This is a genomic window from Mesorhizobium sp. (genome assembly GCF_024509055.1).
Classification (GTDB): Bacteria; Pseudomonadota; Alphaproteobacteria; order Rhizobiales; family Rhizobiaceae; genus Mesorhizobium.
This window is the reverse complement of record NZ_JANINM010000441.1, coordinates 1-15,619: the sequence shown is the minus strand read 5'-3', so window position 1 is coordinate 15,619 and position 15,619 is coordinate 1. Positions and strand designations below refer to the sequence as shown.

Sequence of the window (15,619 nt, the reverse complement as noted above, 5' to 3'; positions counted from 1 at the left end):
GTCGTCTTCACCACCTTCAATTTCCTGCGCTCCGGCACCACGGGCCTCGTCGCCCAGGCCTTCGGCCGGGGTGATGCGCTGGAAGAGCAGGCGGTGCTCTGGCGCGCGGTGCTGATCGCGGTGGTCGCAGGCGTCGTGCTCGCGGCCCTGGCGCCGCTCCTTGCTGTCGCCGGCCAGTGGTTCATGGGCGCCGAGCCGCGCGTCAGCGCGGCGATGTCGGTCTATATCCGCATCAGGCTGCTCGCCGCGCCCTTCTCGCTCGTCAATTACGCCATACTGGGCTACGTGCTGGGCCGCGGCGAAGGCGGGCTCGGCCTGATGCTGCAGGCGGTGCTCAACGGCATCAACATCGCGCTCTGCTTCCTGCTCGGTCTCGAACTCGGCTGGGGCGTCGCCGGTGTCGCCTGGGCGACCGTCACCGGCGAGTTCCTGGCCATGCTGCTCGGCCTCGCCATCGTGCTCAGCCGCTTCCGCAAGCTGGAGCGGCCGTCGCGCCGGCGCATCCTCGACCTGCCGGCCTACCGGCACATGCTGTCGCTCAACCGCGACATCATGATCCGCTCCTTCTCGCTGCTCGCCGCCTTCGCGCTGTTCACCAGGCAGGGCGCGCAGTTCGGCACGGTGACGCTCGCCGCCAACGCGGTGCTGATGAACTTCTTCCTGATCGCCGGCTACTTTCTGGATGGTTTCGCCACCGCTGCCGAGCAGCTTGCTGGACGTGCCATCGGCGCGCATGCGGCCGCACCGTTTCGCCAGGCCGTGCGGCTGACCTTGATCTGGGGTTTCGGTCTCGCGGGTGTCGCCACGCTCATCCTGCTGACGGCCGGCGCCAATCTGGTGGCACTGGTGACGACATCCGCGGACGTCCGCGCGATCGCCGACACCTATCTGCCCTGGGCCGCCTTCACGGCGCTGAGCGGCGTGCTCGCCTTTCAGATGGACGGCGTCTTCATCGGCGCCACCTGGTCGCGCGACATGCGCAACATGATGCTCTTGTCCTTCCTGGCCTTCGCCACAGCATTGATTACGCTGGCGCCGGCCTTCGGCAACAACGGACTGTGGGCATCGCTGCACGTCTTCCTGCTGGCGCGGGGATTGAGCCTGCTGGCGGTATTGCGGTTACGAGTTCGAACCGCCTTTAGTTGAGCGGTTTCGCGGCCCAGCGCTCATTCGCCGTATCGCGCAGCTCCCGAATGGATTGGAGGCGCTCGCGATCGACAAACCGCGCCATACCCGCAACGATGCGTCCTGGAAGCGCCGGCCCGCCATAGATCATGCCGGTATAGAGTTGGACGAGATCCGCGCCGGCGCGGATCTTCTCCAGTGCTGTCTCTGCAGAATCGACACCGCCGACGCCGATGATCGCTATGTTTGCACCAAGCAGCTTGCGCATCTTCGCCAGCGCGATCGTCGAGCGCTCGAACAGCGGCTTGCCCGAAAGTCCGCCGGCCTCGCCGGCCAGACCGGCACTCCGCAATCCCGCCCGCGCGAGCGTCGTGTTCGAGACGATGACGCCATCGACCTTGTTGTCGATTACCTCGGCGGCGATGTCTTCCAGCTCCGCTTCGATCAGGTCCGGCGCAATCTTGAGGAACACCGGTGGCTGCGCGGACACCGCCGCGCGCGCCGCCATGACGCGCGACAATAACTCACCGAGCTGCTCGCGCGCCTGCATGTTGCGCAGGCCCGGTGTGTTGGGTGAGGAGATGTTGACCGTCAGATAGCTGGCATAAGGCGCGAAGCGGGTCACGCCGCGCTCATAGTCTCGGACGCGGTCGGCGCTGTCCTTGTTGGCGCCGATGTTGACGCCGACGATTCCCGGACGTCCCTTGCGGGCGGCAAGGCGTCTTTCGGCGGCCCCATGCCCTTCATTGTTGAAACCCAGCCGGTTGATCACCGCCTCGTCCGCGGTCAGCCGGAAGATGCGCGGCTTCGGGTTGCCCGGCTGCGGCAGCGGCGTGATGGTGCCGACCTCGGCGAAGCCGAAGCTGAGCCCAAGCAGCGCGTCCGGCACCTCGGCGTTCTTGTCGTAGCCGGCCGCCATGCCGAGCGGATTGGGGAAATCGAGGCCGCAAACACTGACCTTGAGCCGCGCGTCTCGCGGCGGAGCTGACGCAACCGGCAGGCCGCAGCGTAGCGCCTTGATGGACAGGCCGTGGGCGGTTTCCGGATCGAAAGAAAAGAGCAGTCTCTGGCCGATCCGGTCGAACGCGCTCATTCGCCCTCCAGCGCCGGGAATTGATGCTTGCCGTCGGCGCCGACCGGGAGCGGCCTTACCCAGAGGACGGCATCGAGGCCGAGCGGAGCGTAGAGATGCGGAAACAGCGCGCCGCCGCGCGAGACCTCGTATTTCAGCGCGTCGCCCAGCTTTGCCTCGTCGATTGCGATCAGCAGCAGGTTGGTCTGCCCCGCGAAATGCTTGGCCGCCGTCTCGCGCGCCTGGCCGGCGGTCGAGAAATGGATGAAGCCGTCGGCGACATCGATCGGCGCGCCGGTGAAGCTGCCGTTGGCCTCGGCTTCGCGCCACAAGGCCTCGGGAGCGATCTTGTAGATAATCTGAGACATTGTCGGGCTATAATCCGAACGAACCACGGGGGAAAGGGTGCTTCCGGCCTCTTCCCCATTTCCGGCGCAAACCTATGTATTCTTTCGCTCAACGACTCATGGAAGGACGAACGTCATGCGTCTGCAGCACATCCTGATCCCCGCGGCGCTTTGCTCGCTGGTCGCCGCTTCCGCCCATTCCGAGGAAACCGACCGCTACCGGCTGGAGAAATCGACCAACGGCTACGTCCGCATGGATACCCAGACTGGCGCGATGTCGATTTGCGAGGAGCATTCCGGCCAGCTCGTCTGTAAGATGGCGGCCGACGAGCGCGCCGCCTACCAGGACGAGATCGACAGATTGCAGACCTCGGTCAAGGCACTCGACGAGCGCGTCACCAAGCTCGAGTATTCGCCGTCCGCGCGGCTCGAATCCAATCTGCCGAGCCAGGAGGACTTCAACAAGACGCTGGGCTACATGCAGCAGTTTTTCCGGACCTTCAAGGACATCGTCAAGGACATGGACAAGGAAGAAGGCGACGGCGGCGCCAAACTGAACCAGCAAAAGACTTGAAGGTTTTGGGGAAAACCGCGCATCCGGCCTTTGTTGCTTGAAAACGGCCCGCGCCGCCGCATAATCGTTCCGATCCCGCAAGAAGCAGAAAATCAGCGATGGGATCCGGGGAGGGATATTTGCCGTCGGGCCATACTTTCGTCATCGCTGACGATCACCCGCTTTTCCGTGGCGCGCTGAAGGAGGCGCTTACCGGCATCGGCGACGTCGCCGCCATCCATGAGGCCGGCGATTTCGAAAGCGCCAAGGCGCTGGTCGTCGCCAATGAAGACGTCGACATGGTGCTGCTCGATCTTTCCATGCCAGGCGTCAGCGGCCTGTCCGGCCTGATCTCGCTGCGTGGCATCCATCCGTCGGTGCCGCTGGTGGTGGTGTCGGCGCATGACGATCCCGTCACGATCCGCCGCGCGCTCGATCTCGGCGCATCGGGCTTCATCTCCAAGTCGGCGAGCATGGAGGAAATTCGCGCCGCCGTGCGGATGGTTCTTGCCGGAGATATCGCCGCGCCATCCGGCATCGAGCTCGGCGTCGAACGCGATCCGGAGGTTTCCGACCTGATCAAGCGGTTGCAGGCATTGACGCCGCAGCAGACACGGGTGCTCGGCATGCTGGCCGAGGGCCTGCTCAACAAGCAGATCGCCTACGAGCTCAGCGTCTCGGAGGCCACCATCAAGGCGCATGTCTCCGCCATCCTGCAGAAGCTCGGCGTCGACAGCCGAACCCAGGCGGTCATCCTCTTGTCCAGGATCGGCGGCGACCCGCAGCAGGCGATAGGCTGATTTGGCTTGGTCGGAACCCGCCGCGCGCTTCCCCGGATTGCCACTATTCCGCCGCAGGCGCCAGTGGCCTGACCCGCGCCATCATCGAGCGCAGCACCGCCGGCTTAAGCGGCTTGTTGATCACCGGTACATCGAGCTGGGCAGCCGCGGCCCGTACCTCGCTTGATCGGTCCGCGGTGACCAGCACACAGGGCAGATCGTTACCGTAGCCGGCACGCAGCCTGCCGATTGCATCGAGTCCCGTGCTGCCGTCGAGATGGTAGTCGGCGAGCACAATATCCGGCCTCCGTGCGCCCGGCGGCAACAAATCCGTTGAGCCCGATACCGTCTCGACATGGCAGCCCCAGCCTTCGAGCAGCAGGCGCATGCCGTCGAGGATGCGCGCGTCATTGTCGATGCAGAGCACCTTCAACCCGGCAAGGGATGAAGCCGATCGCGCCGGCGCCTTCTCGATTTCGCGCCTCGGCGCCGCCACGGCCGCGACCGGCAGGAGGACGGAAAACCGCGTGCCTTTGCCGGGCGTCGAGAAGATGCGGATTTCGAGCCTAAGCACCCTGGCGATGCGGTCGACGATCGACAGGCCGAGGCCAAGCCCTTCAGCCTCGCGAGCGCCTTCGTCCAGCCGGGTGAATTCATGGAAGACAGTGTTCAATTTGTCGCCGGCGATGCCGATGCCGGTGTCGATCACCTGGATTTCGACCAATTCACCGCGCCGCCGCACACCAACCAGGATGCGGCCCGCGCGCGTGTATTTGATGGCGTTGGAAACGAGGTTCTGGATCACGCGCTGTAACAGGTTGCGATCGGTGACGACGCCAAGCGACGAGGGCATGATTTTCAGGCTGAGCTTCTTTTCGGCGGCGAGCGGACGGAAGTCATTGCCGATTTGCCTCAATAGCCCATCGAGACTGAAGGCGGTCTCCTCGGGTTTCATCGCGCCGGCGTCGAGCCGGGAGATGTCGAGCACCGCTCCGAGGATGGTCTCGACAGATTCCAGCGATGATTCGATGTTGACCGCTGCCTTGCCCGCTGGCCCCTTGCCGGCTTTCTCGATCAGCGAGGAGCAGTAGAGCCGGGCGGCGTTGAGCGGCTGCAGGATGTCGTGGCCGGCCGCCGCGAGGAAACGCGTCTTGCCGAGATTGGCTTCCTCGGCCAGCATTTGCGCCTGCGCCAGTTCCTCGTTGACGCGTGTCAGCTCGATGGTGCGGGTCCTGACGCGCTGCTCCAGTGACTCGTTCGCCCGCTTCAGCGCGAGGTCTTGTTCGACTCGGCCCGAGATGTCGGCGTAGGTGGCGACGATGCCGCCGTCCGGCATCGGGTTGGAGCGCAGCTCGAGGATGCGGCCGCTGGTCTTGAGCTCCATCTGCCAGGGGCTGACGAAGTTGGTTAGCCGGTTCAGCATCGTCACCCGCTGGTCGGCCGGGATGTCGCCGCGCTCGGCAAGATGCCGCAGGATCCGGTCCAGCGACACGCCGACCTGGCCCATCTCGTCCGGCAGGTTGAACAGCACTCGGTATTGCCTGTTCCAGCAGATCAGCCGGAAATCGCGATCGAAAACGGTGATGCCTTGCTCCATCTGGTCGAGCGCGATCTGCAGCAGGTCGCGATTGTGCTGCAGCGCCTCGGTGGCGTCGTCGAGGAGCCGGAACGCATCCTTGGAGTCGCGGTCGTTGCGGCGGAAAAGCAACGACAGGATGAGCCGCGCCGACGACGAGCCGACCGCGCTCGCCAGCAACTGTTCCGAGAAGCGGATGACGTCCATGCTGGCCTGTTCCTTGCCATGCAGGGAGACGTTCGCGTTCTTTTCGAAGGACTGGAAGGAGCGTTCGGTGCGCTCGACGCCGAGATAGCGGGAAATCGTGTCCTTGAGGTCGTTGACGGTGACGGCGGTGCGGAAACGGCGCAGGCTCGGCATCGGGCCGGCCTCGCGTGGCACGAAGATCGCTGCCTGGATACGCTCCAGCGGTACCGATGCGCGCGACAGCGACCCCAGCACGAAGAACAGGGCGTTAACCGAGAGGCTCCACAGCACGCCATGGTTCAGCGGCTCGCCGACCGTGCCGAACAGCGCCTGCGGCCTGAGCGCCTCGAAGCCGAACAGCCCCTGCACGATGATCTCGGCGTCGGGGCTAACGAACGAAGGCAGAAGCAGCGTATAGCCCCAGACGGCGATGCCGGCGACCATGCCGAGCGCGGCGCCGCGGCCATTGGCGCGGCGCCAGATCAGGCCCCCGATCAGCGCCGGTGCAAATTGCGCAATCGCCGCAAACGACATCAGGCCGATTGATGACAGCCGCGCGCTGTCGGTGCTTCCGCGATAGTAGAGGAAGGCGATGAAGAGCAGGATGAAGATCGATGCTCGCCGCACGTTGAGGATGAGCGTCGACCAGTCCTCGCTCTCCGAAGTCTTGGTCTTGAGTAGCCGGCGTACGAACAGCGGAATGACGAGGTCGTTGGAGATCATGATCGACAGCGCCACGCTCTCGACGATGACCATCGCGGTCGCCGCCGACAGCCCGCCGACAAAGGCCGCCATCGCGAGCACGTCGTGCCCGCTGAACAGCGGCAGCGACAACACGTAGAGATCGCTGCTGGTCTTGGTGCCGACCAGCGACAGCCCGGCAAAGGCGATCGGCAGGACGAAAAGGTTGATCGCCAGCAGATAGAGCGGAAAGACCCAGGTCGCGGTACGCTGTTCCGCCTCGCTGCGATTCTCCACGATGGTGACGTAGAACTGGCGCGGCAGCATCAGTATGGCGAAACCGCTCAAACCGGTCAGCACCAGCCACGTCGCCAGGGAGGTGCTGTAGCCCATGGCCCGCCGCACCTGGCCGTTGGCGGCGAGCTTGGCGAACATGTCGCCCGGGCCGCCGAAGATCAGGAAGGTCACCATCAGGCCGATGGCGAGGAAGGCGGCGAGCTTCACCACGGTCTCGACCGCGACCGCCAGCACCAGCCCGTCCTGATGCTCGGTGGCGTCGGCATGGCGCGTGCCGAACAGGACAGCGAACAGCGCCAGCAGCATCGCCACCACCAGCGAGATGTCGCTCACGAAAGGATCGAAGGAGGGCGGCGAGCCTGTATAGTGCTCGACCATCAGGCTGACCGAGCCGGAGATCGCCTTGAGCTGCAGCGCGATGTAGGGGACGGCGCCGATGGTGGCGATCGCCGTCGCGATTGCCGCAACGGTGAAGCTCTTGCCGTAGCGGGCGCCGAGGAAGTCGGCGATCGAGGTGATCTTCTCGCTCTTCGCCAGTCTCACCATGCGGTTGAGCAGCGGGAAGCCGAAGACGAAAACCAGCACGGGGCCGGTATAGATGCCAAGGAATTCTAGCCCGCGCTCGGAGGAAAGGCCGACCGAGCCGAAGAAGGTCCAGGAAGTGCAATAGATGGCAAGGCTGAGCGCGTAGATGAACGGCCTCGCCCGGCCGAGCCCGTTTGCCGCCGCGCGCCGGTCGCCGACGCTTGCTATGGCGAAAAGCAGCGTCACATAGGCAATCGCGATGATGACGACGAACCAGCCCAGCACGGCTCGCACTTCCTCCCTGCCGGTCTCCCATCCGGCCCCAGGCAATTCCAGGAAAAGTGCTAAGCGGTTTTCCGCCCGGAATTGCGTAAGAACAGATACTTTGAGCGGTTCGTTTTTTCCATCAAACGCTGAACCGCTCTAAACGCAACCACAGCTTGGAGGCCCTGTCCATCGCGGCTTTCGGCGCATATGCGGTCGATGACGCGGCGTAAACACAAACCGGTGCTTTCGCCCTTTTTCCGGTTTTGCAACTGGGGGTTTTTGTTATTGTGAGCCCGGGCCGGCGCCGAAGGACATTGGTGAGGCGGCAGCGCGGCCCGTCATGGCAAGGAGGGTCGAATGCTGAAAGAATTCCAGGAATTCATCTCCAAGGGCAATGTGATGGACTTGGCCGTCGGTGTCATCATCGGCGCCGCCTTCGGCAAGATCGTCGACTCGCTGGTCAACGACATCATCATGCCCTTCATCGGTGCGCTCGGAGGGGTCGATTTTTCCAACTATTTCATTGGCCTGTCGCACAATGTGACTGCCACTAACCTGGTCGATGCACGCAAGCAGGGCGCGGTTTTCGCCTATGGCAACTTCATCACCGTGGCGCTGAACTTCCTGATCCTTGCCTTCATCATCTTCCTGATGGTCAAGGCGGTGAACAACATGCGCAAGCGACTTGAGGGCCAAAAGCCGGCGCCTGCCGCCGCGCCGCCGCCGGCCGATGTGCAGCTTCTGACCGAAATTCGCGACCTTCTCGCCAAGCGCTGACGCGAGCCCGTTGGCACTCTGGACCAAAACCCCGGCCGCTCGCGGCCGGGGTTTTCCGTTTGTCGATCTGGTATGAGCGCTGCCTGGACGAAAACGGATTTGATCATGAATTTCTTCGAAACTTTGCGCCCAGAGGCTCAGGCGGCGCCCGAAAGTGGCATCGTCGCCGTCATGAATCGCGGCCGTGGCCGCGACGGCATGATCCCCCTATGGGCAGGCGAGGGCGACCTGCCGACACCTTCCTTCATCACCGATGCCGCCGCCCGTGCGCTGGCCAATGGTGAAACCTTCTACACCTGGCAGAAGGGCATCCCGGAACTGCGGCAGGCGCTTGCTCGATACTATGGCAGGCATTTCGGCAAGAGTTTCGCCGAGCCGGAGTTCATCGTCACCGCCTCCGGCATGCACGCCATCCAGCTCGCTATCGATGCGGTCGCCGGCAAGGGCGACGAGGTGATCTACCTATCTCCTGCCTGGCCGAACTTCGCCGCCGCTGCCGGCGTTGCCGGCGCGGTTCCCGTGCCGGTCGTGCTCGACCAATCGGGCAATGGCTGGTCCTGCGACGTCGAGAAGATCGCTTCGGCGATAACGCCTCGCACAAAGGCGCTGTTCATCAACACGCCGTCCAACCCGACCGGCTGGACCGCCGACAAGGAGACGCTTCAAGCGATCCTCGATCTCGCCCGTGCCGGCAACATCTGGGTCATCGCCGACGAGATCTATTCGCTCTTCCACTACGGCCACGGCCGGGCGCCGTCCTTCATCGACGTGATGGCCGAGGAAGACCGTATCCTCTTCGTCAACAGCTTCTCCAAGAATTGGGCGATGACGGGATGGCGTGTCGGCTGGATCAAGACCCACCCGGCCTTGCAGCAGGTGTTCGAGAACCTGATTCAGTATTCTACCTCGGGCGTCGCGCAGTTCATGCAGCGTGGTGCTGTCGCCGCGCTCGACGACGGCGACGGCTTCATCGAGAGCCAAGTCGAGCGGGCAAGAGCCGCACGCGATCTCGTGTGCGATATCCTGGGAGCCACCGGGAGGGCGCGTTTCACCGTGCCGCAGGGCGCGTTCTACCTGTTCTTCGCGGTCGACGGCATCGCCGATTCACGCTCTGCCGCGTTCGACATCGTCGACAATGCCAATGTCGGCCTGGCGCCCGGCACGGCCTTCGGCCCCGGCGGCGAGGCCTTCCTCAGGCTCTGCTTCCACCGTCGCCTCGATCAGCTTGAGGAAGCGGCGCATCGCCTGGCGAAATGGATGAAAGGCGTTTGAGTTGCCATGAAGCCGGATTTGAAACCCGGTCCGGTGAGTCAGCCGGTGAGGCTTTCGAGAACCGGAGCGCAGCGGACGTTCAGGTCCTGAGCATCGGAGGCGCAGAAAGCCTTAGCGGATGGCCGCCGGAGTAGAGTTTCAAACGGCTTCAGCCGCCTGACTTCGGCACCAGCAGCGGAATGATGCGGTCGCTCTTGGCGACGGCAGGGCGGCCGGAGCTGGCGTAGGGAATGCCGAGCGCGTCCCAGGTCTCGACCAGCGCGTCCTGCAACTCGGCGATCAGCGCATCCGAATGGAACGGCGTCGGCGTGATGCGCAGTCGCTCGGTGCCGCGCGGCACCGTCGGGTAGTTGATCGGCTGAATGTAGATGCCGTGGACGCCGAGCAGGCGGTCGCTCGCCATCTTGCAAAGCTCGGGATCGCCGACCAGCACAGGCACGATATGAGTGGAGGATTCCATCACCGGCAACCCGGCGCCGGCGAGCACTTCCTTGGTCCGCGCCGCCTGGCGCTGCTGCGCGTCGCGCTCAGCCTGCGAGCGCTTCAGATGACGGATCGAGGTGGTGGCCGCGGCGGCGATCGCCGGCGGCAACGCGGTGGTGAAGATGAAGCCCGGCGCATAGGAGCGCACCGCGTCGATGACGGCGCTGGTCCCGGTGATATAGCCGCCCAACGTGCCGAAGGCCTTCGCCAGCGTGCCCTCGATGACGTCGATGCGGTCGGCCAGGCCCTCGCGCTCGGTGATGCCGCCGCCGCGCGCGCCGTACATGCCCACCGCATGGACTTCGTCGATATAGGTCATGGCGTTGTAGCGCTCGGCGAGCTCGACGATCTGCTTGATCGGTGCGATGTCGCCGTCCATCGAATAGACGCTTTCGAACACGATCAGCTTGGCGCGCTCGCGCCCGGCCGCCTGCAGCAGGCTTTCCAGATGCGCCACGTCATTGTGGCGGAAGATCTTCTTTTCGGCGCCGGAGCGGCGCACGCCCTCGATCATCGAGGCGTGGTTCAGCTCGTCCGAGATGATCAGGCAGTTGGGCAGCAGCCTGGCGATGGTCGAGATCGAGGCTTCGTTGGAGACGAAGCCGGAAGTGAAGACCAGCGCCGCTTCCTTGTCGTGCAGGTCGGCCAGCTCATGCTCTAGCTCGACCAGCGGGTTGGACGTGCCGGAGATGTTGCGGGTGCCGCCGGCGCCAGAACCCATGCGGCCGGCCGCGGTCTGGAAGGCGGCGATGACATCGGCGTTCTGGCCCATGCCGAGATAGTCGTTGGAGCACCAGACGGTGATTTCCTGGGCTCGGCCGTTTGAGCGCCAGATGGCGCGCGGGAACTTGCCCACGATGCGCTCGAGGTCGGCGAAAACACGGTAGCGACGCTCGGCGTGGAGCTGGTCGATCGCGTCTTCGAAGAACCGCTGGTAGTTCATGTCGACTTCCCAATTTTACGGCCGGATCATAGTCATTGGCCCGATGCGCGTCCACCGCGCCTTACCGGTCAAAATGCCACGCCCCGGGCCTGTTCCTAACGATGGCCGAACGTGGCCTATTCCCGGGGGTGTGAACCGATTTTGTTTCGGTACGATGCCTCGAGTGGTACGAACTGTTACAGACTTAACATTTGGGAAGGCTAATGGGCTTGCGGCGGGGTTTCCAGCACGGCGGCTGTTGAGACAGTTTCCGATAAATCTTGATCAGCGAGGATGATGATGACGGTTTTGGTGACGGGCGGTGCCGGTTATATCGGCAGCCACATGGTCTGGGAGCTGCTGGATGCCGGCGAGAGCGTCGTCGTCCTGGACCGGTTGTCTACCGGCTTCGAATGGGCGGTTGCGCCTGAGGCAAAGCTCGTCGTCGGCGATGTGGCCGACCGCGATCTGGTCGGCAAGATCATCCGCGAAAGCAAGGTCGACGCCATCATCCACTTCGCGGGCTCGATCGTGGTGCCGGAATCGGTTTCCGACCCGCTCGGCTACTATGAGAACAACACCTGCAAGACCCGCACGCTGATCGAAACCGCCGTGCGCGAGGGCGTGCCGCATTTCATCTTCTCGTCCACCGCGGCCGTCTATGGCGGCGCGGGCCTGGAGCCGGTGCGCGAGGATGCGCGGCTTGCTCCGGAATCGCCCTACGGCCTTTCCAAGCTGATGAGCGAATGGATGCTGCGCGACGCGAGCCTCGCGCACGACATCCGCTACACGGCGCTGCGTTACTTCAATGTCGCCGGAGCCGATCCCAGGGGCCGCACCGGCCAGTCGACGCCCGGCGCCACGCATCTGATCAAGGTCGCCTGCGAGACCGCGCTCGGCAAGCGGCCCTTCATGCAGGTCTTCGGCAACGACTACCCGACGCCTGACGGCACCTGCATGCGCGACTATATCCATGTGAGCGACCTGGCGGCGGCGCACCGGCTGGCCTTGCAGCGCCTGCGCGAAGGCGGTGCCAGCCTCGTCGCCAATTGCGGCTACAGCCACGGCTATTCGGTGCTCGAAGTCATCGAGAGCGTGCGCCGCGCCTTCGGCAAGGATTTCGAGGTGCGGATGGGCGACCGCCGCCCGGGCGATGCCGCCGCCGTGGTCGCCAATTCCGACCTTGCCCGCAAGGAACTCGGCTGGACGCCGCAGCGCGACGATCTCGACCTGATCGTCAAGGACGCTTTGGCCTGGGAACGCATCCTGACGACCAAGAATTCCGTCAGGAACTGACCTGTTGGGCCAAGGGCTGGCAGGGCGCATTGATACGCGGTATTGAGGCTCGTTCAGCGTGGCGCGCAAGGCGCGCCGCCGGTATGATCCTTGAGGGGCCCGCATGAAGGTTTTGGTGCTTGGAGCCGGTGTCGTCGGCACGGCCGCCGCTTACTATCTGGCTAAAGACGGTCATGAGGTGACGGTCATTGAGCGCCATGAGGCGGCGGCGCGGGGCACCAGCCAGTCCAATGCCGGCCTGGTCTCGCCGGGCGATGCCACGGCGTGGGCCTCGCCATCGGCCTTGAAGACCTTCCTTCGAGGCCTCTGGAACCACGAGCTCGGCATCAAGGTCAGGCCGAGTCTCGATCCCTATTTCTATGCCTGGAGCCTGCGCTTCCTGCGCGAATGCACCGTGGCGCGCATGCGCGCCAACACGCAGGTCAAGCTCAGGCTCGCCCTCTATTCCCGCGACTGCATCAACGCACTGTCGGAGACGACCGGCATTCACTACGACGAGCGCAAGCGCGGCATCCTCTATTTCTTCCGTACGCAGAAAAGCCTGGACACCGGCACCGACAACTACCGCTATCTCGGCGAGCACGGACTGCCGATCGAGATCGTCGGCCGTGACCGATTGGTCGAGCTGGAGCCGGGGCTGGCCGGCGTGAAGGAAAAGATCGCCGGTGGCGTCTATTCGCCGATCGACCAGACCGGCGATTCCAAACAGTTAGCCGACAAGCTCGCGGCCCACGCGGCCGAGAAGCTCGGGGTCAAATTCCTGTTCGGCACCACGGTTCAGGGGCTCGACATCGAAGGCGACCGGGTGCGCGCCGTCATGACCTCCGCCGGGCCGGTCACGACTGACGCCGTGGTCATTTCCATGGGGCCGGAAAGCGGCCTGCTCGGCCGCCGCTATGGCATCGACCTGCCGGTCTATCCGGTGAAGGGCTATACCGTGACCGTCCCGCTGGAGGACGAGAGCAAGGGGCCGACAATGGGCGGCGCCGACGAAGACAGGCTGATCGGCTATTCCAGGCTCGGCAACCGTCTGCGCATGTCGTCCACCGCGGAGTTCACCGGCTTCGATCGCAGCTTCAAGCCGCGCGATTTCAACTCGATCCTGAACACTGGCAAGGACCTGTTCCCGGGCGCCTTCGATGAGAAGAAGGCGCTGTTTTGGGCCGGCCTGAGGCCGATGATGCCGAACTCGGTGCCAGTCTTCGGCCAAGCGAAATACCGCAACCTCTATCTCGACACCGGCCACGGGCATCTCGGCTGGACCATGGCCTGCGGTTCGGGAAAATTCCTGTCCGACCTCGTCGCTGGCCGCAAGCCGGAGATCGATCCGCAGGGGCTGCTCTACGGCGCTGCTCCGTGAGATTGCGGCACTGATCAGGACGGACAACTACGCCTGGACGGCGCGCCGCCACGCCAGCGCATAGTCGCCCCAGGCCGTATCGGTCGGTGGTTCTGTCCGTTCGCCTTTGCTCATGACCGTGGCGCCGTCCGATGCCAGAAGTGCGGCGCCGATGCTGGTTCCAGTCGACGTCTCGGACGCAATCACCGGCCTGCCTGTTGCTGCCGCCAGCATAATGATGAACAGCCGGTTCTGCGCGAAAGGCCCTTCCACCGTCGTTGGCCCGTCGTCGCCGATCAGCTCGAGACAGGTGGCGGTCATCAGCGCCAGATAGAACGACAGGGCGACGAAACGCCGGCTAGGGACCAAATCCACGGCATTGCGCCACTGCGCGGACCGTTGCGGGAACGGGCCGGAGCCTTGCTGAGTGGAAGGCAGCAGCAGGACCTGTCGCTGCAGCACGGCGGCGACATCCTCTCCGGTCCACGCCTGCGACTGGCCCTCAGTCAGCAGCGAGAACTCGCGCCCGCCCATGAAACGTGCCGACGGTACGGGATCTCCAAGCGCATTGACGTTGACCAGCGTGTCCCGCGCCGGGTCGAGCTCGATCTTCCGGCCACCCACCGCCATCGACACCACCCAGGTGCCGGTGGAGACGACGGAGAAGGGCGGCGTGTCAGACAGCAGGTGTGGCAGCAGCGAAGCATTGGAATCGTGCAGGCCGCAGAACACGGGTGTTGCCGGGTCGAGCCCTGTCCGTCGCGCAATCGCCGGCAGGATCGATCCTAGCTTATCCTTTGCCGGCCGCACCGGCGCCATCAGCCGCCGCCAGCCCATCTGATCTACGAGCGAGGAGTAATCCGCCTTCCAAGGGTTCCAAAGGTCGGTGTGGCAGCCGAGGGACGTTACCTCGTTCGCAGCGACGCCGGTCAGGCGCAGCGCCCAATATTGGGCGTACATGAGGACCGCCGCCGCCTTGGCGAATTCGCCCTGAAAGCGCTTCTGCTGGAAGAATAACTGCGCGCCGATGTTCAGCCCTGCCGGCAGGCGCGGCGTGCCGGTTTCAGCAAAGAGTGGGCGAACGGCATCATAGTCCGGTGCCAGTTCGTCGATGCCGCCGAACTCATAGTCGATCACCGGCAGCGCAAGATCACCCTTGGCATCGACCAGCACGGCAGTCGCGCCATGCGTGGTGATGGAGATCGCATCGATGCGTTGCTCGCGGTTGAGGTCCTCGAGGCTGTCGCGGATGAAAGCCCAAAGGCGCTCGACATCGTGATGCGGGTAGGGGCCGTCCGTGGCGACGGAATTCGCCACTCGGCGCAGCGCCACCTCGTTGAGCGTCGCGAGGTCGACCAGCGCCACCTTGGCGTTGGTCTTGCCGATATCGATGACGGCGACGTGGCGGATCATGCCATACGGAACATGGTTTCCAGCGGCATCGCCACCGGCTCGTTGTCGGACTTGGTTTCCATGATGTCGGCCATATGCGCCCACCAGCGCTGCATCACAGCATGCTCCGGCAGGTCGGCCATGCCATGGTCGTCACGACGCCACAGCATGCCGAAGAGGATGTTGGTCTCCTCGTCGAGATGGATCGAATAGTCGGAAACGCCGGCCTCTCTCAGCAGCACCACTAACTCGGGCCAGATCTCGTCATGGCGGCGCTTGTACTCGGCCTTCATGCCGGGGTTGAGCTTCATCTTGAAGGCGTATTTTTCCATCAGGCGAAGCGCCCCTCGCGCAGCCGCCGCCAGACGATGGGCAGCGCAATGACGATGATCAGCAACAGGCCGATGAAGATCGACATGACGATGCCCGGCACGTTGAGCAGGCCGAGGCCGAACGTCACCAGCCCCATGATGAAGGCGGCAAGCACGACGCCCAGGATGCTGCCGGCGCCGCCGAGGATCGAGACGCCACCCAGCACCACCATGGTGATCGCCTCCAGCTCATAGCCCTGCGCGATCGACGGCCGGGTCGAGCCGAGACGCGAGGTGATCAGCACCGAGGCGATGCCCGACATAAGCCCGGTCAGGCAGAACAGGATGAATTTTGTGCGGTCGACGCGCACGCCGGAGAACTGGCAGGCGACCGGATTGTTGCCGATGGCGAAGACGCG

13 protein-coding genes and 1 pseudogene are annotated in these 15,619 nt (G+C 64.3%); 7 read left to right on the top strand and 7 right to left on the bottom strand.

Annotated elements, in window-relative coordinates; translation table 11 throughout:
• On the top strand, window positions 1-1,146 hold a 1,146-nt coding region (locus Q0L57_RS24660), incomplete at its 5' end, for an MATE family efflux transporter (RefSeq protein WP_296745677.1).
• Here the strand turns inward: Q0L57_RS24660 and Q0L57_RS24655 are convergent.
• The gene (locus tag Q0L57_RS24655) at window positions 1,139-2,218 is read right to left on the bottom strand and encodes a quinone-dependent dihydroorotate dehydrogenase (RefSeq protein ID WP_296745676.1); all 1,080 of its coding nucleotides are present in this window, start codon (window positions 2,216-2,218) and stop codon (window positions 1,139-1,141) included. The two genes, Q0L57_RS24660 and Q0L57_RS24655, sit on opposite strands and share 8 nt — an antisense overlap.
• The gene (locus Q0L57_RS24650; protein WP_296745675.1) at window positions 2,215-2,565 is read right to left on the bottom strand and encodes a DUF952 domain-containing protein; all 351 of its coding nucleotides are present in this window, start codon (window positions 2,563-2,565) and stop codon (window positions 2,215-2,217) included. The genes Q0L57_RS24655 and Q0L57_RS24650 overlap by 4 nt, the downstream gene beginning before the upstream one ends.
• Window positions 2,566-2,680: 115 nt before the next feature.
• Here Q0L57_RS24650 and Q0L57_RS24645 point away from each other — a divergent pair, with 115 nt between their 5' ends.
• Window positions 2,681-3,118 carry a hypothetical protein gene (locus Q0L57_RS24645; RefSeq protein ID WP_296745674.1) on the top strand — a complete coding sequence of 146 codons (438 nt, stop codon included), beginning with the start codon at window positions 2,681-2,683 and terminating at the stop codon, window positions 3,116-3,118.
• A 119-nt stretch (window positions 3,119-3,237) separates the two neighbouring features.
• Entirely contained in the window at window positions 3,238-3,897 is a 660-nt protein-coding gene (locus tag Q0L57_RS24640; protein ID WP_296745673.1) for a response regulator transcription factor, read from the top strand.
• 43 nt (window positions 3,898-3,940) lie between these two features.
• Here the strand turns inward: Q0L57_RS24640 and Q0L57_RS24635 are convergent, their stop codons facing one another.
• A complete protein-coding gene (locus Q0L57_RS24635) occupies window positions 3,941-7,426 on the bottom strand; it encodes a PAS domain-containing hybrid sensor histidine kinase/response regulator (protein ID WP_296745672.1) in 3,486 nt (1,161 codons plus the stop codon).
• Between the two features lie 339 nt (window positions 7,427-7,765).
• Here Q0L57_RS24635 and mscL point away from each other — a divergent pair, with 339 nt between their 5' ends.
• Window positions 7,766-8,185, top strand: a complete 420-nt coding sequence (mscL, locus tag Q0L57_RS24630) for a large conductance mechanosensitive channel protein MscL (RefSeq protein ID WP_296745671.1) — start codon at window positions 7,766-7,768, stop codon at window positions 8,183-8,185.
• 105 nt (window positions 8,186-8,290) lie between these two features.
• Window positions 8,291-9,457 (top strand): pyridoxal phosphate-dependent aminotransferase, encoded by a 1,167-nt coding sequence (locus tag Q0L57_RS24625; RefSeq protein ID WP_296745670.1) that lies wholly within the window; start codon window positions 8,291-8,293, stop codon window positions 9,455-9,457.
• 148 nt (window positions 9,458-9,605) lie between these two features.
• On the opposite strand, the gene hemA is transcribed toward Q0L57_RS24625, so the two are convergent.
• A complete protein-coding gene (hemA, locus tag Q0L57_RS24620; protein ID WP_296745669.1) occupies window positions 9,606-10,883 on the bottom strand; it encodes a 5-aminolevulinate synthase in 1,278 nt (425 codons plus the stop codon).
• Window positions 10,884-11,162: 279 nt separating this feature from the next.
• Here hemA and galE point away from each other — a divergent pair, with 279 nt between their 5' ends.
• Both galE and Q0L57_RS24610 read left to right on the top strand, forming a co-directional pair.
• Window positions 11,163-12,158 carry a UDP-glucose 4-epimerase GalE gene (gene galE / locus Q0L57_RS24615; protein WP_296745668.1) on the top strand — a complete coding sequence of 332 codons (996 nt, stop codon included), beginning with the start codon at window positions 11,163-11,165 and terminating at the stop codon, window positions 12,156-12,158.
• Window positions 12,159-12,261: 103 nt separating this feature from the next.
• A complete protein-coding gene (locus Q0L57_RS24610) occupies window positions 12,262-13,518 on the top strand; it encodes a D-amino acid dehydrogenase (RefSeq protein ID WP_296745667.1) in 1,257 nt (418 codons plus the stop codon).
• Window positions 13,519-13,545: 27 nt separating this feature from the next.
• On the opposite strand, the gene Q0L57_RS24605 is transcribed toward Q0L57_RS24610, so the two are convergent.
• The 3 genes and pseudogenes from Q0L57_RS24605 to Q0L57_RS24595 form a co-directional block, all read right to left on the bottom strand.
• Window positions 13,546-14,910 (bottom strand): FGGY-family carbohydrate kinase, encoded by a 1,365-nt coding sequence (locus tag Q0L57_RS24605; RefSeq protein ID WP_296745666.1) that lies wholly within the window; start codon window positions 14,908-14,910, stop codon window positions 13,546-13,548.
• The gene (rhaM, locus tag Q0L57_RS24600; protein ID WP_296745665.1) at window positions 14,907-15,221 is read right to left on the bottom strand and encodes an L-rhamnose mutarotase; all 315 of its coding nucleotides are present in this window, start codon (window positions 15,219-15,221) and stop codon (window positions 14,907-14,909) included. Before rhaM ends, Q0L57_RS24605 begins: the two co-directional genes overlap by 4 nt.
• Window positions 15,221-15,619, bottom strand: a pseudogene (locus tag Q0L57_RS24595) (ABC transporter permease); the annotation flags it as partial. The gene rhaM and the pseudogene Q0L57_RS24595, both read right to left, overlap by 1 nt.